Source organism: Acinetobacter sp. S4400-12, assembly GCF_024129495.1.
Classification (GTDB): Bacteria; Pseudomonadota; Gammaproteobacteria; order Pseudomonadales; family Moraxellaceae; genus Acinetobacter; species Acinetobacter lwoffii_C.
Genome location: NZ_JAMXYB010000018.1, coordinates 22,602 through 44,227 on the forward strand (window position 1 = coordinate 22,602; position 21,626 = coordinate 44,227).

The following is a 21,626-nucleotide window of genomic DNA, read 5'->3' on the forward strand; positions in this document are numbered from 1 at the left end:
TTATTGTATAATCTCTGCTTTAACGCTTAATTTTTAGGACAGTTTCCATGCGCGCGAGTCGCTTTTTATTTGCAACGTTAAGAGAAACCCCGAATGATGCTGAAGTTATTTCACATCAGCTGATGCTTCGTGCCGGTATGATTCGTAAGTTGGCTTCAGGTCTATACACTTGGCTGCCGATGGGCGTTCGCGTATTAAATAAAGTGGCTGCGATCGTTCGTGAAGAAATGAATAATGCTGGTTCACTTGAAGTCTTTATGCCTGTAACCCAACCGGCTTCACTTTGGGAAGAGTCAGGCCGTTATGTAGAATATGGTCCTGAACTGTTACGCTTTAAAGATCGTCATGACACTCCTTTTGTGCTGGGTCCAACGCATGAAGAGGTCATCACGGATCTGGCACGTAATGAATTAAAGAGCTACAAACAGCTGCCAGTCAACTTCTATCAGGTACAAACCAAATTCCGTGATGAAATTCGTCCACGTTTTGGCGTCATGCGTTCACGTGAATTCATCATGAAAGATGCTTATTCTTTCCATGCAAATCAGGAATCACTGCAAAAAACCTATGATGCAATGTATGAGGCCTACTGCAAAATCTTTAGCCGTTTAGGTCTGGATTTCCGTCCGGTACAGGCAGATACAGGTTCAATCGGGGGGTCTGGTTCGCACGAATTCCATGTTTTGGCTTCTAGCGGTGAAGATGATATTGCATTCTCAACTGAATCAGACTATGCAGCCAATATTGAAATGGCTGAAGCAATTTTAGTCGGTGAGCGTGCTGCTCCAGCTCAAGCACTGAAAATTGTTGATACTCCCAATCAAAAGACCATTGCTGATGTTTCTGCATTCTTAGCGACTGATCCTGCGCATTCAGTTAAAGCCCTGCTGGTTCAAGGTGTTGCTACTGAAGAAGCCAAAGCTGTACCAGTGGTTGCGCTATTCCTCCGTGGCGATCATGAACTGAATGAAATTAAAGCTGAAAAACATCCTTTAATTGCAGCGCCACTGACTTTTGCCACTGAAGAGCAAATCAAAGCGCTTGGTTTGACTGCCGGTTTTGTAGGCCCACAAGGTCTGGTTGAAAAAGGGATTACCGTCATCGTTGATCGTGCTGCGTCTGTACTGTCTGACTTTGTTGCGGGTGCCAATGAAGCGGACAAACATGCGACTGGTGTCAACTGGGAGCGTGATGCACAGTTTACTGAAGTTTATGACCTGCGTAATGTGGTGGAAGGCGATCCTTCTCCAGATGGTAAAGGCGTACTTCAAATTAAACGTGGTATTGAAGTCGGTCATATCTTCCAGTTAGGTAAAAAATACTCTGAAGCTTTAGGCTGTAAAGTTCTCGGTGAAGATGGCAAGCCGTTCACTGTGACCATGGGTTGTTACGGTATTGGTGTAACCCGTGTGGTTGCTTCTGCCATTGAGCAGAACTTTGATGAAAAAGGCATTATCTGGCCAATGGCCATTGCACCATTTGAAGTTGCGATTGTGCCAATGAATGCACATAAATCACCACGCACTCTGGAAGCAGCCGAAGCACTCTATACTGAGCTTCAAGCTGCGGGCTTTGATGTGCTTCTGGATGATCGTAATGAGCGCCCAGGCGTAAAATTCTCTGATCTTGAGTTAACGGGCATTCCACACCGGATCGTAGTGGGAGAAAAAGGTTTGGATGCAGGCACCTTTGAATACAAAGGTCGTCGTGATGCAGAATCAGTCAACCTGTCTAAAGAAGAATTACTGGCTAAAATTGCCAAATAATTCTTGTCAAAATAAAAATCCCGCTCAAATAGCGGGATTTTTTATAGGCATTCGTTAGCAGAATCTATGCCCGCCAAAGCAGTTTGGTTTAAAGTTTTGTCCTTGCAGACTCAAGTTGGTTAAAGGGAAATCTAAAGTTGTAGAACCCATAGGCACATTACCAACCACTAATGCGGAACCACCTATACACCCTGTTAAAAGGTTGCCACAATTTCGCGGGTTCTCCGTTAAATCTTTATTAATTCCAGCAATGGTTTGTTTCAAGACTTCATCCGTAATTGCAACTTCAGTATTTGGGCTCAAACTTCCAAGTTCGACTTCATCCTCCATTGCCAGCCACCAACCTTTATTTGCTCCGACAGCCGCAAGATACTTTCAGCTTGTAAAGATAATGAGGCAGGATTATTCAAATACAGAGCATGAATTAAGCCCAAACTCTGATTCACAGTAATATCTGTTTTCAAGCCTGTAATATTACCCGATACCTGCTTCTCTAAATTTAAGAGTCCTAATACTTTAGCCGTTAATTGCCCACTAAAATCAATCTTCCCAACTGTACCACTGCCTTTTAACATTACATCTTTCATTCGCGTCCCAGATACAATGGTAGAGTTAATTGTAAAAGGAGCAGAAGTTGAAGATAAGTTTAAATTATAAGAATCAGAGGTATAAGAAACATTATGACAAGGATCTAAAAAACCACCTACACAAGTTGTACCCGAGCTACTGCCCAATAAACGTCCTGAAACTTCCCCATTAATCTTTAACTGGGTATCTGCATAAGTCATAGAACGACTACCTGTTACAGCTACACCGGATGCCGTTTTGGTTTTCATATAACCACTAAAGCTATTAATTCCATTCGGAATACCATTACCTTTTGCATCCTGGTCATTATGTGTACCCAAAGTTAACAGTCCTGCAATTTTCTCTGCACTCACGCGGAAGCCAAGAACCTGTCTGGTTGCTGCCGAATCTGGATTTTTAATCGCAATCTGGACAAAAGGATTGGTAATTTTAGCTGAAGAGGCTGCTCGTTGATCAGCTGTATAATTTGTATTAATGCTGCCATCCGCATTTAAGGGTAAGCCGCTCAAACCAAGATTATCAATATCAATATCACAACTTGCGGCACGAATAGCATTATTTTCACCACCACAGCCTAGCTGTAGTTTTTTAATATTGGCATTCAGTTCCATTTCAGCACTAAGAGCAAGTTTATAAAATCCCATATTGGTTTGATTATAAGATTTACCTTGTGCATCAGTGGCACTAATTCCTTTCTGGTATTCAAGGTTGATTAAAGCTTGGCCCTCTACTTCAGATAATTGCTCATCATTTAATATGGTCATCGCGTAGGTATGAGAGAAACCAGTAAATGTACCCACCAGTAATGCAATTAAAGATTTTTTCATAATTCTATCCTTTATTCTTTTTATCGCGGTGTAATTCCCAGCGTACTTCTTAATGTGCCACCAGTAATTGCGATATCCGCAATTTTTTGCATAGTCGTACCTGAAGGTGACATCGCCATTTCAGCTTTAAAAGGTACACCATGCCCTCTATTGGACAAGGTTGACTTATAATTCAGTTGCACCTGAGTGTCCAAGGCTACAGCATTTTCCTTTAAATAAATTTGCCCGTTTAAACCCACATGACCCTGTAATTTATTTAAATTTAAACTTGATTTCTTAGTTACACCCGCAATCGTATCTTCAGTGCTTAAACTGATATAACTCCCTAAATATTCGGGTGAGGATTCTGTTAATGGAGTAAATTCAAAATTGGCCTTGAGCGATAAAAAATTGGTTTCGGGCGTTGCGTTGATACTTTCTACGCCCGGAATAATCATGAGCTCACCCTTACCATCTAATTTAAAGGCCAATGTATTTAAAACATCCTCTTTCTTAGCAAAAATATCATCTGCTATGACACCATTACATTTAGCTGAAACTGAACTGGCACAATTATATTTTGAACCTGGCAACTGACCGACAGCAATTTCCGCATTTGCTGCAAAAAGTAACTTGTCTGCCCGAACATAGATTCCTTCATCTTCATAACCAATTACGCCCTGCGACTCAATAAAAGTATCAATATTACGCAAACCCGCATAATAGTTGACCGCTTCACCATGTACCCCATTGTGTCCATCAATCAAGATCATAGAGGTAGTACTTGGGCCTTTTGGACCATCGACCCCGTATCCGTCGGTCGAAGCCATAAGATTGTAGGCAATACCTTTTTTATGCTCTGTGCCATAAGTCGCTCCTGTCAGTGCAAGATTGGCATTCAGATTATAAATAGGAATACCAATTCCCCAGGTTCCAGTATCATTATTTGCTGGAGCAGTCTGTGAAATAAAACGTGCACGTGAAGCAATAGTCTGGAAATCCATGCCCCGTATGGCAATCAGGGCAAAATCACCACCCTCAGTCGTATTATTTAAAGTCTGCGCTAAAATTGGGCTTGCCTTCGCCAGAGTATCCTGCATATTTTTATTAATGACAAAATCAAGTGTTTTGGCTTTTTGGATTGTATTTATATAAATATCGCCAAAATTAATAGAAGCATTCGCCTGCTGGGTTAATGCCCTTAATCTTGAAAACTCAATTGCATAACTTCCTGTACCCGTGTGGCCAATTTCAAGTGTTGTAGGCATCTGGCCAGGTTTTAATGCTGCATGACCTTTACTTAAAAAATCTGCCGCCACTCCAAAATGCAGTCCCCCACTCCCCAGTTCACTATAACTTGTGCTTGATGAGGAGCGACTAGGTGTACCAAAGTTTTTAATACCTGCCTGATCAGCATTTAAGAAAATTTTGGCATTGGTAACTGCACCTGAAGCGCCCATACGGATAATATTTTTACGCTCATTCGATGGTGTGCTATAGCGAAAATCTATATTTACACCTGGGTTATTTCCAACTTTATTCAGGTTAACTGTATTTTTATCAACCCCTTCAATACCATTAGACGTTGCTAAAACCACCCCTTCCTTGGCATCCACATACATGTATCCTTCCCCTTCAAAATTGAAGTTGAAATCATTTAATATCAAGCTATTGCTATTTAAACTGTGGCTAATTGAGGTGTTTTTCAACTGAAAATTGATATGGGTTTTGCTATCTTTGTTAAATAGGCCTGATGTAGTTTGCAGAACCAGATTGAAAGGAGATTTCATATCAATTCCTAACTCACCAAGATTCTGCTTGCTTTGTACACAAGGAGCCTCATTACAATTATTTTTTACAATATTCAGATCAGCTTTGAGCTGGAGCGGATCTACACTGGCTTCAAGTCTTAATCCTGCCCCCTTCTCGGTTGCTCCGACATCCATAGCAAAAGTACTAATAATAGGCTTTTGCTTAATTCCTTCAATTTTTACATGATGTAGACCTAAACCCATTTTTGTATTTGAGATGGGATTAGGGTCATACCAGTTCACCTGATTGACTTCCGCTTTTGAAATTTCATGGGTAATAATAATCCCATCTTGACCAGTCACACTGCCTAAGTCCTGATCTTTAATCAATTCCAGAGCATAGCTCTGCTGTGCCATACATATACAGACGGTAAGTAATTTGAACTGCGATTTAGTTTTCATTCTAATATCCTTATTCTTCTACCGAGCTAGCAACGGCTTGCTCCATCGCCCGTACAGTTGACGCTAAATATTTTTATATTTCCATTCATGTGCATATTGCCATGAATATTCAAACCCATGAATCCCTTTTCCTGCCCTTGGTCAAATTGAGGGACATTCCTGCCTGTTGCATAAGTTTCATATTTAGTGGTATTAAAATATCCTTCATCACCCGCTTCAATCGATACACTTTTAAAACCTAAATTTCTGATTTTAAGTGGTTTATCATCATAGAATGTTAAGCGCATAGCGCTTTGTGGATTATTATATTGATTGATAAATGTAGTACCACTTAAGGTGAACTGATCAATCTGTAATGTGCCCTGAATTTGCTTGAAGACCAGCCATTTTTTGGCTATTGAACCATCCGGCTGTTTTTCTGTATGGTTATTTGGAGAAATAGCCAACCGGCATAATTCCAGTAATGGACACTCCAGATTATTCGTCATGCGATAATAGGCTTGCGTCACCTTGGCAATCCCGTTCGCTTCAAAACCATTAACCAATGAAATCTCTTTTTTACTGAGGTCACTGGCATACTGATGATTTAAAGATAAGGTCCAGCTTAAATCTGCCCCCCCTAAAATCTCTGTGCCTTTCCCACTAATAGCGACCATTTCTTCATTATTCAGACTTTCTAATGCCGCATAGGCCCATGAAGGTACAATAAGTACGGCAGCAAATAACATTTTCAGCTTCATGCTCATCTCCTAAAGCCCTGTCGTTTTAAACTTCAGATGTTGAATCAGCACACCATCAATCACCACAGAGCCCAAGTTTACTGGAGCTGTATTGGTAGGTCCCCTAAACACGATACCAGTTGCATTATCATTTTTATTTGCTTCCAGCAGCTTGTTATTAATTGTGACACTTCCCACACTGATACTACTGTGGGTCGCTGTATTGGCCTGATATTTGATATTACTAATCATGGAGGCTTGGCTGCCACAAGAGGCTACATTACATAAAGTAGCGGCTTTAGAAGCTTCACTAGAATAGTCCGTATAAATTTTATTATAAATATCAGGTACGTTTGGAATCCGTGTAACTTCCAAAACGATATTATTGCCTTCTGAGCCAACAATAAAGGGTTGATACATATTACCAAAGACCAGGTTGATATTAGGGCTATAAAGATATAAGCCTTCACTCGCGTGAAAGATGGGGGCATACGAACGATTTAGTGCAGGTGTCGATGCTGTGCCATCATCAATCGCCGCCGTACTAATACGCAGGGCTTTTTTATTTAAGTCTACCAGGTTGATTGCTTCGCCATTCGAACCTTTATTAAAGGTTAATGACGCTGGATTATCATGGGTGTTCTGCCGGATTAAGCTGGCCATACCGAGTGTTTGGTTCTGCTGTGCCACAGGTGAGGCTTGTGTTTGAAAAAGACGGACCTGAGAACCACTTAAACTTAATCCGTTTGCAACCAGTTGAAGTCGAATACGCTGGTCGGTGGGTAAATCCGCAGCAACTGTCGGTGCACCTGTAATCTCATCTACTTGATTATTTGAGCCCCACTTACGTGAAAAAGCATCCAGCCAGTATCCTAGCTTAATATTGTTATCTTCTTCATATACCCCTTCTCGTGCCAGAGGAGCTTCAATTGACAGATAACTGACATCCCCATTATTGGTATTTATAAATTGCTTTACATTAGATTGCGTACCTGCTCGTACCACCCAAGGGTTAGCATCTGAACCCCAGGTAAAACCTGTATTACTAAATCTTTGATTTAAATTATCATTAGTTCGTGAAAGTGCTAGACCATAAATAAAAACATCAGCCTTGGTGCGTTTTTCTGCTAGATTCTCGTTTGAGTTGACATATCTTGAATAATCTTCCCCGACCGGAATAATTCGAATAAAACCGGTATCAAATTGGCTCGGATCCGTAGCACCCGTACCTGTCAAAGGGCGGTTATAACTGGAACCTGTAGATTTATCATTCGGCATTTGAAAAACAAGTTTAAAATCCTCAGGTAAAATCGCAATTCCTTCACCTGTGGTATCTGACATCGTATCATCAGAAAGCTGCTGCATCGCGAAGGCTGGCGGCATTGAAAACATACACAATATGGTGGCTAAGCACGTTTTTTTAATAGTCAAGTGCCTGCTGTTCTTCTTCATCATCACTATCCTTTTCTTATCTGATGCTCCGCATCTTTATCCTTTAGCTTCCTAGCTACCACACTTTATTTTTTGTTAAATGATGCATCACGCATCTTTTTTATATTGATTATCCATTATGCTTATTTTTTGTGTAATTACCAAAGTCAAAAGAGCAGAAATTCCGAGTTTCCGATGAATGAAAGAATAAAAAAAGCGAGGCCAATGCCTCGCTTTTTGATCTATCTTTCTTTTAAAAGTATTTAAGCCTTCGGCAGCGTCACACCGGTCTGACCTTGATATTTACCACCCCGGTCTTTGTAAGATGTTTCACACACTTCATCAGATTCAAAAAACAGCATTTGCGCCACCCCTTCACCAGCATAAATACGGGCAGGCAAATTGGTCGTGTTTGAAAATTCAAGCGTGACATGACCTTCCCACTCTGGTTCAAGCGGAGTAACGTTTACAATAATTCCGCAACGCGCATAGGTCGATTTCCCCAGACAAACGGTGAGTACATTTCTCGGAATACGGAAATATTCTACTGTACGCGCCAAAGCAAATGAGTTCGGTGGAATAATACATACATCCGACTCAATATCGATAAAGCTTTTTTCATCAAAGTTCTTTGGATCGACAATTGCAGAATGAACATTGGTAAACACTTTGAATTCACGTGCACAGCGCACGTCATAGCCATAGCTTGAAACGCCATAAGAGATCATTTTTTGACCATTCTCATCCAGACGAATCTGGTTTTCTGCATACGGTTCAATCATGCCGTGTTTTTCGCTCATTTCGCGAATCCAACGATCAGACTTAATTGCCATTGATATAATCCAAAAATCTTAAATATAAGTAATTACGACGTACTTTAACTGAAATTGGCAGTAATGAAAATAAGTGAAATCCTGACAAGTAAATTTCACAAACATTCGTCACTTTTTCTGGTTTATAAGCTAAGCAGTGCGGAGTAGCTTAAAGGCACAGAAAAGCTCATTAAAATAATCGAAGCGGTCTTTTGCAGGTTCTTCTGATTTAGCCAGCGATTATTTTTACGCGCCAGAATTGTGCCTAAAAATGTCCAGAAAAATGCAATTGGAATCAGTAAGGCCAAGAATACCAGCATATAAGTCACATAATAGAGACTGCTTTTCCAAACCATCACCGGAAAAATAGCCGAAGCAAACAGTAATGCTTTAGGGTTCAGTAAAGTCGCAAAGAACAATTCACGTGCACGAATGGTTAGCTGCTCAAAATTTTCATCCAGCTCTGCCGTACGCCATAATTTCAGGGCCAGAAAAAGAATATAGGCTGCACTAAACAGTTTGAGAATATGAGGAAGTGGAGGAAAATAAACCGAGATCTTTCCGATTAAAATGCCCCAAAAAGTAATTGCAATCAAATAACCAAAGGCTTCTGCAGGAATAAGACGAAAAGCTTTCTTAAACCCGACCTGGATGCCCGACGATGCCAATAAAGTATTGGTTGGGCCTGGTGTTAATAGAATACTTATCACCAAACCAATAAAAAACCATGAAACCATAGCTTGACCTCGCTCTTATGCCTGCAGCATAAAATAATCCAGTCAAATCTGCAAAAAAATAATTGTAAGCGAACATATTAAAAAATTTTATATTTTATTTTTCTATTTACTATTAATTAGTTGGTTATAAGTATAAGAAAATTTACTTTTAGTCAATTTTGTCAATTTATAAAGCTATAAGCACATAGTAAAACTGCTAAAAAGTAGAGGTTTCAATGAGCATATTCGGAATTAGAGTTCCAGAAATACTGATCCACACCCTATGAAAGGAAAATTGTCAAAACTTAAAAAAATCATTATTTCCGGCAATCCTTGATTAAAGATCAACCAATCAAAAACCTCTGGCCTTGTGTATGAACTTTGGACACTCCCATGAAAAGATGTGGTGGTTGGAGCAACTTTTACCTCACTCCTCATGCTTAAATTTCCGCTATACATTTAAGCTGTCTATCTTGCTCAATTTGTTCAACCTATTGATAAAGTAAATTTTTGAAAAAAATGCTATTAATGGTATTCAGACAAAATAATTGCTGTTAAATTGTACAAAGACAACAATTGATAATTCACATTTTTTTAACCTCCAGACGGTCTAGTACATTGTTGTTTTAATTGTATTTTAAAAACTGCAGAATAATATCAGGAGTCATAATATGAATAAATGGATCAAGCTTTCAGTCATGAGTTTAGCGCTATCAGGCGTAGTTGCTTGCTCGAATGATAATGCACAAAATAAATCGAATAGTCAGGCTGCATCCGGCGAAAGTGTGGCTGCAGATAAACTGCAAACCCGATTTGTCAATATTGCCACAGGTGGGGCCTCAGGTCCTTATAATGTCATTGGGACAGGATTGGCTGAAATCTATAACAAGACCTATGGTGTGAATTCCAAAACCCAGACCACAGGCGCTTCTGTTGAGAACCTGAACTTATTAAAACAGAATAAAGTTGAAATGGCTTTTGTGATGAGTGACAGCCTGACTGAAGCGATTAATGGTAAAGGCAGCTTTAATGCCAAGATTGATAATGTACAACAAATTGCCGCTCTTTATCCGAACTATGTGCAAATCGTGACTTCAAAGCGTTCCGGCATCAAAAATATTGAAGACCTGAAAGGTAAACGTATTGCAGTGGGCGCACAGAATTCAGGTGTAGAAGTGAATGCGCGTAGCCTACTGAATGGTTTTGGCATTACTTATAAGGATGTAAAAGTTGATTATCTGGGCTATGCAGAAGCAGCGGATGCATTGAAAGGCGGCAAGCTGGATGCAGCTTTTCTGACCAGTGGTATTCCAAACTCTTCTTTGATGGAATTACAACAGGGCTTTGATCTGCAATTGGTGAGTATCAATCCTGACAAAGTCAAAGCGATTGCCAAAGATCAGGCTTATTTCCTGCCGATGACCATTCCCAAAGGGACCTATGGCAATGCTGAAGATATTCCAACAGCAGCGATCATGAATGCACTGGTGGTTCGTTCAGACTTGTCTACTGATGATGTATATAAGCTGACCAAGACTTTCTTCTCCAGTCTGGATCAACTGGCAAACTCGCACCAAGCAGCAAAAGAAATCACTTTAGAAGGTGCACAAAAAGGTCTGGTGGCTCCACTGCATCCGGGCGCGCAAAAATTCTATGATGAGAATACAGCAAACTAATGAAATGGATACAAGGTGCAGCGATTGCTGCACTTTTTAGTTGGGCTGCTTTTTTTATTAGCTGTGTTTGGCTGGTATTTCCTTATATTTTTGTTGAAGTGAGAGAGCAAAGTTTTCAGTGCAAAATTGACCAGAAATCTTTTCAGCTCAGCTGGATGCATTCGGTAGAAAAAACACAGTGGAAAGAACGCTATCTTCAACATGAAAACGATTTGATTCTGGCAGAAACACAGTTCGTTTCATTCGGTGCAGGCACACCTGACCAAGGCACCATTACGCGGCAGGATGATGGTAGCATTCATATACAGATCAACCGAAAAATGAAAGAACTCAACTGGGTCATTTCGCGCAGGATGCAGGGAAAAATTGAGAGTGCTGATCGGGTCTGGAATATTTATCAGGATTTTCCCGACTACAGTACGGTACAGATCTCTATAAAAAAAGACAGCCTATGGAAAAAAAGAGGTTTGAATGATTGCCTATGAATCCACAAGACATAAAAAATGTGCCCGAAGCACTCAATGAGCAACAGCAACAAGAATTATTAGAAAAATTTGACCGTGAATCTGTTACCCGTAACCCGATCAATAAGTCGGTTCGCTGGTTTATTGCTGCCTTAGCAATATCCTACTCGTTATTTCATCTTTATATTACATTTAATCCTTTACCCGAACTGATTCAACGTGCGGCACATGTGTCGATTGGTTTAGCTCTGATTTTTCTGCTCTATCCAGCACGTCAGGCCAGCAGCCGACAGAAGGTCGCATGGACTGACTGGATTTGGGTAATCGCCTCTTTTGCTTCGTTCTTTTATCTGTTTAAAGAATACCAAGCCATTATGACCACGCGAGGAGGCATTCCCAATACGCTGGATATTGTCTTCTCGATTATAACGGTCGTATTAGTGGTCGAGGCAGCACGGCGGGTAATGGGCTGGATGCTGCCGATCCTGGGACTGATTTTCTTAAGCTATCCATTTGTCAGTCATTTTGACTGGATGCCAGATCGCTTGCTCACCCGCCCCTATACATTCAGTGATATTTTCGGCCAAATGTATCTAAAGACTGAAGGGTTATATTCCTCAGCCATCGGTGCTTCGGTCACCTTCATTTTCCTGTTTATCCTGTTTGGTGCCTTTCTGGCGAAATCAGGCATGGGAAAATTATTTAATGACCTGGCCATGGCACTTGCCGGACATAAGCAAGGTGGCCCTGCCAAAGTTGCGGTGATTTCCAGCGGTTTTATGGGCAGTATTAACGGGACTGCGGTTGCCAATGTCGTAGGAACCGGTTCATTTACCATTCCTTTAATGAAGAAAATTGGCTATCACAAAAACTTTGCCGGTGCGGTTGAAGCCAGTGCTTCTGTGGGTGGGCAGATTTTGCCGCCAGTGATGGGTGCCAGCGCCTTCATCATGGCGGAAACCACGGGTGTCAGCTACGGCACGATTGCCTTAGCTGCGGTATTACCCGCCCTGCTATATTATCTCGGGGTGATGGCACAAGTCCATTTCAGAGCTGGCCGGGATAACCTGAAAGGTGTTCCCAAAGCTGACCTGCCACGGGTCAAAGAAGTCCTAAAAGAACGAGGACATTTATTACTCCCTATCGTTGCCTTAGTGTTCTTCTTATTCCAGTCCATTCCGGTTAGCTATGCGGCTGTGTATACGATTTTATTGACTATCGTGGTTGCAGCATTCAGAAAATCGACCCGTATGGGACCGAAAGAAATTCTGGAAGCCTTAGCTGATGGCGCTAAACAGTCACTTTCCGTGATGGCTGCCTGTGCCGTCGTCGGTATTATTATTGGTGTCGTGAGCTTGACCAGTTTCGGTTCAGTAATGACTTCTTCAATCATGAGTATTGGTGCCGGCAGTCTGTTCCTGACCCTGTTCTTCACCATGATTGCATCGATGATTCTCGGTATGGGCCTGCCATCCATTCCTGCCTATATCATTACCGCAACGATGGCTGCCCCCGCTTTGGCCAACTTTGACATTCCCATCTTAGTCGCCCATATGTTCGTGTTCTATTTTGGTTTGTTTGCCAATATCACTCCACCCGTGGCTTTGGCCGCCTTTGCCGGTGCCGGGATTGCCGGTGGTGATCCAATGCGGACCGGATTCCTGGCCCTACGCCTATCTCTAGCTGGTTTTATTGTGCCATTCCTGTTTGTCTATAACCCGGCGATGCTGATGATTGACACGACAGATATTGCCGTGAATGCCAAAGAATTTGCCTTACCGGCATGGAATGTCATTTTAAGCATTACTGTAACCTCCATTGTTGGTATTCTGGCACTGGGGGCTGCAGTAGAAGGTTATTTTAAAACAGCACTGAACTGGTTCTGGCGGATCTTCCTGGGGGTTGGCGCACTTATGATGATCGTGCCGGAAACTATGACCGATATTATCGGCACCTTCATGGTGATTATTGCGATTGGCTTTAATATCGTTCAGGCAAGAAAAGAAAATACAGTGACTACTAAAATCTCATAAGAAAGAGAGCCGAGGCTCTCTTTTTTTCACTATAAAATCTTAGAAAATACGAGTTTTATCTTTTTCTGCTTGCGGCAAGCGATCTGCAATTTTCTGGGCAATAGCCATGTAACTTTCAGCAGCATCATCTCCAGCAATCACCGAAGGTTTACCGGCATCGGCATTTTCACGAATTTGCACATTTAAAGGTAAGCGTCCCAGTAATGGAATGTCATATTGTTCTGCCAGTTGGTTGCCGCCACCCGTACCAAAGATCTGTTCTTCATGACCGCAGTTTGAACAGATATGGGTCGACATATTCTCGACGACACCCATCACTGGAATCTGCACCCGATTGAATAATTCAATACCTTTGGTGGCATCCATTAAGGCCACATTTTGCGGTGTGGTCACAATCACGGCGCCTGTTACTGGAATACGCTGAGCAAGTGTTAATTGAATATCGCCTGTGCCTGGCGGCATATCAATCATCAAAACATCCAGATCCGGCCATAGGGTCTGGTTAAACAGCTGCATCAAGGCACCCGTGGCTTTTGGCCCACGCCAAGCCACGGGAGTATTATGATCACCTGTTAAATGGCCAATAGATAATACCGGCATGCCATAAGCATCTAAGGGCACAAACTGCTCGGCTTCAATCATTGGCGTTTTACCGGCATTACCCAGCATGGTGGGAATACTTGGACCATAAATATCAGCATCCAGCACCCCCACTTTTAGACCGAGTTTTTGCAAGGCCAATGCCAGGTTGACGGTCGTAGTGGACTTGCCCACACCGCCTTTGCCAGAGGATACTAAAATCACATTCTGAATACGGGGATGTTTCGCTACATCACGCTGTTGGGGTGCAGCTTTTTGAATTGGCGGATTATTGGGATCAGCCTCTTCCGTTGAGGCTGTACCACCTGAAGCATCAACTACAGGTGGTAAGTTGCTTTTGCCTGTTGGCGTCTGGTCCGTCGTAGAGCAGCTTTCCCCGGCGGCATGCGAATGTCCGCAACCCTCTGATTGCGTAGATTTATGGCCGGTTTTCTGCTGAATGACATGCATATTCAGCTCTTTAATACCACATTTTTCTAGCGCATCCGCCAGTTCATCATGAATCTGTTGTAATTGCTCTTTTTCTTCCGGGTAAGTATTTAAAGTAATTTGTAAAATCTCGCCTTGCACATTGACCTGAGTAATACGATCTTTCAAGGCATGACTGGAATTCGGCAAAATGTAGTTTTGGAGTATGTGCTGCACAGCTTCTTCGTTCACTTCCTTGGAAGGCGAAAAAACCGATTTAAGCGAAGAAAGCCACGACATAGGTTACTCCAAAATTAGGCTGAGACATCTGAAGTACTTAGTTTAACGGGGTTTGGGTAGAAGGTTAAGCATTGTCTTGAACCAGAGATATATTTATAGCGCTATTTCCTACTATTTTAGTCGGTTTTTATATTTTTTCTGATTTAATACCGCTAAATAATGGCCTTGTCGCTCTTTCCGTCTTTTATATGCCTAAAAATTTTAGTTATTTTTATTCACTCCTAGTTTAAAAGACCACTTCAATCCCTTTCGGAAGTGGTCGCTTGGCAGATCATTATTTATTATTTTTGAGTGTTGTGAGACGTGTCCTTATCAGCCTGATCCTTCTTGGCTGTATCCTGCATAGATGATTGATTGTGCGTCTCTGCTTCGGTCAAATCCTGCTTTTCATCATCCTTCATGTGGGTATTTTCAGCTTGCCCGTCCGCAGATTGATGATCTTTCTTCATTTGAGTCAGCTTTTCGGTCGCCATTTTTTTGAGTTCATCAAATTTTTCAGTCGCCTGGGTTTTCAGTTCACCCAGCTTAATTGAAGCATCATGAGCAAGTTCAGTGGCTTTGTGCTTCGCTTCTTCAAATTTTTGTCCAGCTTCAGTTTTAAGCTGTTCTAGTCTTTCCTGGGTTTCTGTCTTTTTATCAGACTGACCCGTGCTATCAGACTGGCTATCCTTCGAAGCATGCTGTGATTCTACTGATTCACTATCTGCTGCCTGAGAACTTTGCTTACTCTCGGTGTCAGTATTTGGATCCGCCTTGTGCGGTTGGGCACCTGGCTCTTCCTGATGATGCTGATTGTGCTGTTTATCATTCTCGTTTTGCTTTTGCTCTTGTTCAATTTTCTGATTTAAGGCTTTTGTCTGCTGGGTTTTATCTTGGTGTTGCTTCGATGTACTGGTCTGTTGATGTTGAGTCATGAGTACTCTCCTAAGCTAAATTTTATTTAAATCATCAAACGTTTTTAGCATAAAGTACCTAGGGAGTCGGGGTGAATTAAGCAAACTGCAACAAAGCCTGTACATGTTGTTGCTGTTATTTGCAGGATGTAGCAGCTGTGCAATTCTTCTATTTTTTAGCCTTAGCTGGCTTTAATCTGTCTGCTATTTGAATTTCAGATATTTAGCTGTCCTAATTAGTGGTGTTTCAGACAAAGCATTGCTTTGTAATCCCTCCGGCATCATGTAAAATTGTGGCCCATTGCATAATGAATATGAATGAGAGAGTGAATCCGTGCGTAAAATCCTAGTCACCAATGCCCTTCCCTATGCCAATGGCCCCATTCATATGGGTCACTTACTTGGTTATATCCAAGCAGATATCTGGGTTCGTGCAATGCGTGCGATGGGTCATGACGTGACTTATGTCTGTGCGGATGATGCTCATGGTACCGCGATCATGTTGCGTGCTGAAGCCAATGGTATTTCGCCTGAAGCGCAAATTGCCAATGTACAAACTGAACACATTCGTGACTTTGACGGTTTTGGTGTGCATTTTGATCATTATGATTCTACCCATAGCGATACCAACCGCGCGCGTGCATCAGAGATCTATATCAAAAACCGTGAAGCAGGCAATATTGCCGTTCGCCCTGTTACCCAGTTGTTTGATCCTGAAAAAGGCATGTTCCTGTCAGACCGTTTTATTAAAGGCACCTGTCCAAAATGTAAGGCGGAAGATCAATACGGCGACTCATGTGAGGTTTGCGGTACGACTTATAATGCCACTGAATTACTTGATCCAAAATCAACCTTAAGTGGCGCGACCCCTGTTGAAAAATCTTCAGATCATTATTTCTTTAAACTGCCGAACTTTGCAGAATACCTGCAACAATGGACCCGTGATAAAGGTCGTTTACCGGTCTCTATTGCCAACAAATTAGATGAATGGTTTGAAGCTGGGTTGTCAGACTGGGATATTTCCCGTGATGCGCCTTATTTTGGCTTTGAAATTCCAGATGCACCGAATAAATATTTTTACGTTTGGGTCGATGCGCCGATTGGTTATATGTCGAGCTTTGAAAACTACGTTAAAACCCAACGTCCTGATTTAAGCTTTGACGATTTCTGGAAAAAAGATTCTAAAAATGAAGTCTATCACTTCATTGGTAAAGACATCGTGTATTTCCATGCCCTGTTCTGGCCAGCCATGTTGGAAGGCGCGAATTACCGTACTCCAACCGGTTTATTCGTCAACGGTTTCTTGACTGTGAATGGTCAGAAAATGTCGAAATCTCGCGGTACATTTATTAAAGCGGAAACGTATTTACAGCATTTAAATCCTGAATATCTGCGTTATTACTTTGCCTCTAAACTGTCTGACAAAGTGGAAGATTCTGACTTAAATCTTGAAGACTTTGTTCAGAAAGTAAACTCAGACCTGGTCGGTAAAGTAGTCAACATTGCCAGTCGTTGTGCCAAGTTCATCAATACCAAGTTTGACAATAAATTATCAGCAAGTTGTGCAGAACCTGAACTGGTGCAAAGCTTTATTGATGCTGGTGATTCAATCGCTCAAGCTTACGAAGCACGTGAGTTCTCAACGGCCATTCGTGAAATTATGGCACTTGCAGACAAAGCAAACCAATATATTGATGAGAAAAAACCTTGGGCTTTAGCCAAAGTTGAAGGTGAAGAGCAACAAGTTCATGAAGTCTGCTCGGTAGGCATTAACCTGTTCCGTCAATTGGCTGTTTACCTGGCTCCTGTTCTTCCAGCCCTGGCTACTCAGGTTCAGGACTTCCTGAAACTGGCTGCTTTCGATTTTTCCTCTCGTACCGAAATTCTGGTGGATCACGAAATTGCATTGTTCCAACCGCTGATGCAACGTGTAGACCCAAAAGCGGTTGCAGCGATGGTCGATGCGTCTAAAGATTCTTTGACTGCTACAGCTGAACCTGCAAAAACTGAAAAGAAAAAAGAGAAGAAGACTGAGAAAAAGCCCGAACCTAAAGTCGGTGAAGCTGAAATCATTCATATTGATGATTTTATGAAAGTTGACCTGCGTGTTGCTGAAGTTTTGGAAGCCGCTACGGTTGAAGGTTCTGACAAGCTGCTTCAATTGACTTTAAATGTGGGTGAAGCTGAGCCACGCAATGTGTTCAGTGGTATCCGTGAGTTCTATAAGCCTGACGACCTCAAAGGTAAATTGGTGGTGATGGTAGCGAACTTGGCCCCACGTAAAATGCGTTTCGGTATTTCTAACGGCATGGTGCTGGCTGCGGGTAATGGCGAAGGTGTTTGGGTGATTTCCCCTGAAACGGGAGCTAAACCGGGTGATAAAGTGTCTTAAGATTTAGGTCTAAGATAAGAAAAAAGCCTCTATCTCTAGAGGCTTTTTTATTTCTAAACCGCTCAGCCTTGCAGCACAAATTCCCAGATCACATAGCCAATGCCGAAGCCCAGCAATGAATATAACGTTATGATGAAAAACACAAAGTTGGCATTGTTCTTTCTTTTCCAGAAACTCATAGTGGCACTCAAAACTGTTCGTTATCTCCCCATATTAACGGTCTTTTCATGAAAAGTGAAATATATCTAAACAATCTATTTACAATAATATTTTAATAAAAATGCAGGTTTTGTTTCTCAAAAAATTCGATATACAGGTGCAGACTGCATTTTTAGTACAGAAGAAAATATATACTCGGCCTTGTAAAAAGGTAAATATATTCATATTCTTTTTTAATGATATTCATGCTAATACATAAAATTGACCTCAATTACATAAGAATAGCCATGAAATATTTAACTGTCCCTTTAGCCCTGTCCATATTTGCTTTCAGTTCACTTGTTGGCGTTTCTCCAACCCATGCCCAAGTTCCTTCTTCGACTCTACCGCAACAGAAACAGGTTCCCGGTTATTATCAACACAGCTTTGGAGATTATAAAATTACGGCGCTGCTGGATGGGAGCAATTATTTATCCCAAACCTTATTTAAAAACCTGCCTGCAGCTGAAGTAAATCAGATTCTCAAAAAATATTATATTCACCACAGCCAAGGCATTCAGACTTCGGTGAATGCGTTTTTAGTGAATGATGGAAAAGGATTAACTTTGGTCGATAGTGGCACTGCCAGTTGTAATGGTCCTCATTTGGGTTCGGTATATTCCAATTTACAGGCTTCAGGACAAAAACCAGAGCAAGTCAGTACTATCCTGCTCACCCATTTACACCCTGACCATGTCTGTGGCATCAGTAATCATGGCAGTGCAAATTTCCCCAATGCGACCGTCTATATTTCTCAAACTGAACTGGATTTCTGGATGAATCCAAAAAGTACAGAACGCTTGCCGCAACAAAAGCGTGCAGCTTTTGCAGCTACTGTAGATAAAATCAAAAAAGCCATTGCTCCTTATCAGGCTAAAGATCAGCTTAAAACTTTTAAATCTGGTGACAATATTCATGGATTTCATGTCATCAGTTCGGCAGGACATACGCCGGGACATTTTGGTTTTAGCTTAAAATCACAGGGTCAGGAGCTGATTTTTATTGGAGATATAGTACATTCACACAGTATTCAGTTTGACCGGCCTCACACCGCGGTCGACTTTGATACTGATCAGAAAAAAGCGGTAGAAACCCGCTTAAAATCTTTCGCAAACTATGCCAAGCAAGGACAAACGATTGCAGCTCCGCATTTACCCTTCCCTGGAATTGGGCATATTTATTCAAAAGAGGGAAAAAGCTATCAGTGGATGCCTATACACTTCAAGGATTAACAGCTGTCTTGAGATCGCTTAATGAGGAGCAGGTTGGAGAAGAATTAGGTACCCCCTCAACTTGACTGAAATATGCAAAGAGCTTTTCGCTACAAGCAGCAGGAAGTGTTATCTAACAAATAACAGAGCTTGTGTGGATCGAAAGCAAGGCAGAATAAGAGTTAAAAATAAAAAACTACACTCCCGATCTGTCTTGCTTTTAATAAGTTCTGGCGCTGTTTTGCATATTTTTATAGCGACAGAGATCAGCTTCATTTATATGTTTTTTATGTGCTTTCATGTCCATCATTTATAAACTTTAAGCAATCATACCAATCAGTATTTCATGCTTTTGCAAACAAAGAACCTAAATCTGGATATGCAGCTAAAGTGAATAATAAACTTACTTCATGCCAAAAATTAACTTCAAGCCAAGCACGGTCATGACTGCACCTGCTGCCCGGTCGAATATTGTCTTAAACTTTAAATACACACGGCGTGGCTTTTCCGCAGACAGAGCCACAGCGACCAGAGAGCACCAGCCTGCATCAATAAAGAAGCACAATACTGGCAGAACAACGTAAAAATAAGTGGGAATTTCTTTCGGTAAAAGTGCCGTAAAAATACTGGCCAATACGATCGCAATTTTTGGATTGGACAGTTGGGTAATCAGACCGGTGGTAAAAGCGCGACTTAAAGATATCTGCTTGCTGATAGCGGTGTCTGTTTCAAGAGGTTCTTTGGCATGTTTAATAATTTTAAATGCCAACCACAGCAGATACAAACCGCCACAGATTTTTAAGGCCAGATAAGCCGAAGGAACGGCCAGTAAAAAGGCCTGCAAACCTAGCACAGCGAGCAAGCCAAAAACCGCCGCACCTAAACCGGTGCCTAGTGCAGTAAATAAGCCATGTTTACGTGAAATTGCAATGGAATTTTTTGCCACATAGATAGAGGTTGGCCCAGGACTCATTGCACCTAACATAAGGGCAAAAGCAATCGAGCCTAAAATCCAGAATGATTCCACGAGATGACCTACCTAAAAATCGGGTTCTTATTTTAAACAAAAATCTGATTATTTGCTTTAAAAAATTTTGTATTTATCCTGAATTTCAACCAGATGAAGGTGTTAAGGTTTTAACTGATTCTGGACAATAAGATGCTCATCTCGCAGCTGATAATCCTGATTATGCACTGGCACGCCTCCAATAATCATGGTACGGGTATCCGTTCTGGGTTTGTTGAGCGGATCCTCACAGCCGGTCAAACTCAGTCCGACAATACTCAAGGCAACATAGAATAATATTTTCATTATTGTTATCCTCAATGAGGTTGTCTTTATCAGACTAGCACTATGGTTTAAATTTTCAGCAACTAAATTGTGACAATGTGCGTCCGTTTTTTATTGATAAGCCACCGATTAGCCTGCAGCTTATCTTCAATTTGCTCATTTTCAGCTTATTCTGATTTCTTATCTTTCAATTTTTTTGATGCTTATGTTTGACGCTCTTGCCCATACTATTCCAGATCAGCACTTTTTAATTCGGAATATTTCAGTGACGGTGCGCCGTCTGGATCTGGTGCATCCTCATATATCAGGCAATAAATTTTTTAAGCTGAAATATAACTTTCTTGAAGCGCAACGAGCCGGTTATCACCAACTATTGACCTTTGGTGGTGCTTATTCCAATCATATTGCAGCTACGGCTTTTGCCGCACATCAGTTTGATTTTAAAAGTGTCGGTATTATTCGTGGTGCAGAATTAAAAGATAAAGAACTAAATCCGACTTTGGCACTGGCACAAGAGCTCGGTATGCAGCTGCACTTTGTCAGCCGTGAGGAATATCAGCGCCGGCATCAACCTGACTATTTGCAAGAGCTGACGCAACAATTTCCTGAACACTATCTGATTCCTGAAGGCGGCACCAATACCTTGGCCATTCAAGGCTGTCGGGAAATTTTAAGACCAGACGATGAACAGTTTAATGTCATCTGCTGTGCAGTGGGTACAGGAGGTACCTTAACAGGTCTGATTGAAGCCAGTCATCCTCACCAGCAGTTATTAGGATTTTCTGCCTTGAAAGGTGATTTTCTAAAAGATGAGGTTGCCAAATTCACAGTAAAAAAGAACTGGTCCATTCTCGATGATTATTGCTGCGGGGGGTATGCTAAAACCACGCCTGCCCTTATCCAGTTTATTCAAGATTTTGAAGCTAAATATGATATTCCTCTGGAACAGGTCTATACCGGAAAAATGCTGATGGGTCTCTTTGAGCTCATTACGCAAGGATATTTCCCGGCTGGATCAAAACTGCTGGTCATTCATACAGGCGGTTTACAAGCTAAGAACCTTAAAATCTGCTCCTAGATTCATAGCACTCATCTCCTCATCTTTTAAA

At 41.5% G+C, this 21,626-nt stretch carries 16 protein-coding genes and 1 pseudogene; 7 read left to right on the forward strand and 10 right to left on the reverse strand.

Annotated elements, in window-relative coordinates; translation table 11 throughout:
- Positions 1–47 precede the first annotated feature (47 nt).
- A complete protein-coding gene (locus tag NI461_RS08775) occupies positions 48–1,766 on the forward strand; it encodes a proline--tRNA ligase (RefSeq protein ID WP_151204893.1) in 1,719 nt (572 codons plus the stop codon).
- A gap of 54 nt (positions 1,767–1,820) precedes the next feature.
- Here NI461_RS08775 and NI461_RS08780 read toward each other — a convergent pair.
- From NI461_RS08780 to NI461_RS08805, 6 genes and pseudogenes are all read right to left on the reverse strand, one after another.
- A pseudogene (locus NI461_RS08780) lies at positions 1,821–3,181 on the reverse strand (hypothetical protein).
- A gap of 20 nt (positions 3,182–3,201) precedes the next feature.
- A complete protein-coding gene (locus NI461_RS08785; protein ID WP_151204895.1) occupies positions 3,202–5,373 on the reverse strand; it encodes a DUF6160 family protein in 2,172 nt (723 codons plus the stop codon).
- Between the two features lie 26 nt (positions 5,374–5,399).
- Positions 5,400–6,113 (reverse strand): hypothetical protein, encoded by a 714-nt coding sequence (locus NI461_RS08790; RefSeq protein ID WP_151204896.1) that lies wholly within the window; start codon positions 6,111–6,113, stop codon positions 5,400–5,402.
- Positions 6,114–6,122: 9 nt separating this feature from the next.
- Entirely contained in the window at positions 6,123–7,484 is a 1,362-nt protein-coding gene (locus tag NI461_RS08795) for a hypothetical protein (protein WP_253157071.1), read from the reverse strand.
- Between the two features lie 302 nt (positions 7,485–7,786).
- Positions 7,787–8,356 (reverse strand): dCTP deaminase, encoded by a 570-nt coding sequence (dcd, locus tag NI461_RS08800; RefSeq protein WP_253157073.1) that lies wholly within the window; start codon positions 8,354–8,356, stop codon positions 7,787–7,789.
- Positions 8,357–8,478: 122 nt separating this feature from the next.
- Entirely contained in the window at positions 8,479–9,072 is a 594-nt protein-coding gene (locus NI461_RS08805; RefSeq protein ID WP_151204898.1) for a LysE family translocator, read from the reverse strand.
- Between the two features lie 650 nt (positions 9,073–9,722).
- Between NI461_RS08805 and NI461_RS08810 the strand changes: the two genes are divergently transcribed.
- The 3 genes from NI461_RS08810 to NI461_RS08820 are packed head-to-tail and all read left to right on the forward strand — an operon-like array spanning position 9,723 to position 13,224.
- The gene (locus tag NI461_RS08810) at positions 9,723–10,727 is read left to right on the forward strand and encodes a TAXI family TRAP transporter solute-binding subunit (RefSeq protein ID WP_253157074.1); all 1,005 of its coding nucleotides are present in this window, start codon (positions 9,723–9,725) and stop codon (positions 10,725–10,727) included.
- Positions 10,727–11,212: a DUF1850 domain-containing protein gene (locus NI461_RS08815; RefSeq protein WP_151204900.1), complete on the forward strand. Its 486-nt coding sequence runs from the start codon at positions 10,727–10,729 to the stop codon at positions 11,210–11,212. Before NI461_RS08810 ends, NI461_RS08815 begins: the two co-directional genes overlap by 1 nt.
- On the forward strand, positions 11,209–13,224 hold the full coding sequence (locus tag NI461_RS08820) for a TRAP transporter permease (RefSeq protein WP_253157076.1): 2,016 nt from the start codon (positions 11,209–11,211) through the stop codon (positions 13,222–13,224). The genes NI461_RS08815 and NI461_RS08820 overlap by 4 nt, the downstream gene beginning before the upstream one ends.
- A 39-nt stretch (positions 13,225–13,263) precedes the next feature.
- Here the strand turns inward: NI461_RS08820 and apbC are convergent, their stop codons facing one another.
- Together apbC and NI461_RS08830 are read right to left on the reverse strand one after the other, a co-directional pair.
- Complete coding sequence (gene apbC, locus NI461_RS08825) at positions 13,264–14,532, reverse strand: iron-sulfur cluster carrier protein ApbC (RefSeq protein WP_253157078.1); 1,269 nt, start codon at positions 14,530–14,532, stop codon at positions 13,264–13,266.
- Between the two features lie 281 nt (positions 14,533–14,813).
- Positions 14,814–15,446 carry a hypothetical protein gene (locus NI461_RS08830; RefSeq protein WP_253157080.1) on the reverse strand — a complete coding sequence of 211 codons (633 nt, stop codon included), beginning with the start codon at positions 15,444–15,446 and terminating at the stop codon, positions 14,814–14,816.
- A gap of 313 nt (positions 15,447–15,759) precedes the next feature.
- On the opposite strand from NI461_RS08830, the gene metG reads away from it, so the two are divergent.
- Positions 15,760–17,817: a methionine--tRNA ligase gene (gene metG, locus NI461_RS08835; RefSeq protein ID WP_253157084.1), complete on the forward strand. Its 2,058-nt coding sequence runs from the start codon at positions 15,760–15,762 to the stop codon at positions 17,815–17,817.
- Between the two features lie 446 nt (positions 17,818–18,263).
- Positions 18,264–19,247, forward strand: a complete 984-nt coding sequence (locus NI461_RS08840; RefSeq protein WP_253157085.1) for an MBL fold metallo-hydrolase — start codon at positions 18,264–18,266, stop codon at positions 19,245–19,247.
- 382 nt (positions 19,248–19,629) lie between these two features.
- Here NI461_RS08840 and NI461_RS08845 read toward each other — a convergent pair whose 3' ends face one another.
- Both NI461_RS08845 and NI461_RS08850 read right to left on the reverse strand, forming a co-directional pair.
- Positions 19,630–20,253 carry a LysE family translocator gene (locus NI461_RS08845; RefSeq protein ID WP_253157087.1) on the reverse strand — a complete coding sequence of 208 codons (624 nt, stop codon included), beginning with the start codon at positions 20,251–20,253 and terminating at the stop codon, positions 19,630–19,632.
- Between the two features lie 102 nt (positions 20,254–20,355).
- Entirely contained in the window at positions 20,356–20,538 is a 183-nt protein-coding gene (locus NI461_RS08850; protein ID WP_253157089.1) for an NF038215 family lipoprotein, read from the reverse strand.
- Between the two features lie 184 nt (positions 20,539–20,722).
- Between NI461_RS08850 and NI461_RS08855 the strand changes: the two genes are divergently transcribed.
- Complete coding sequence (locus NI461_RS08855; protein ID WP_253157091.1) at positions 20,723–21,595, forward strand: 1-aminocyclopropane-1-carboxylate deaminase/D-cysteine desulfhydrase; 873 nt, start codon at positions 20,723–20,725, stop codon at positions 21,593–21,595.
- Positions 21,596–21,626 lie beyond the last annotated feature (31 nt).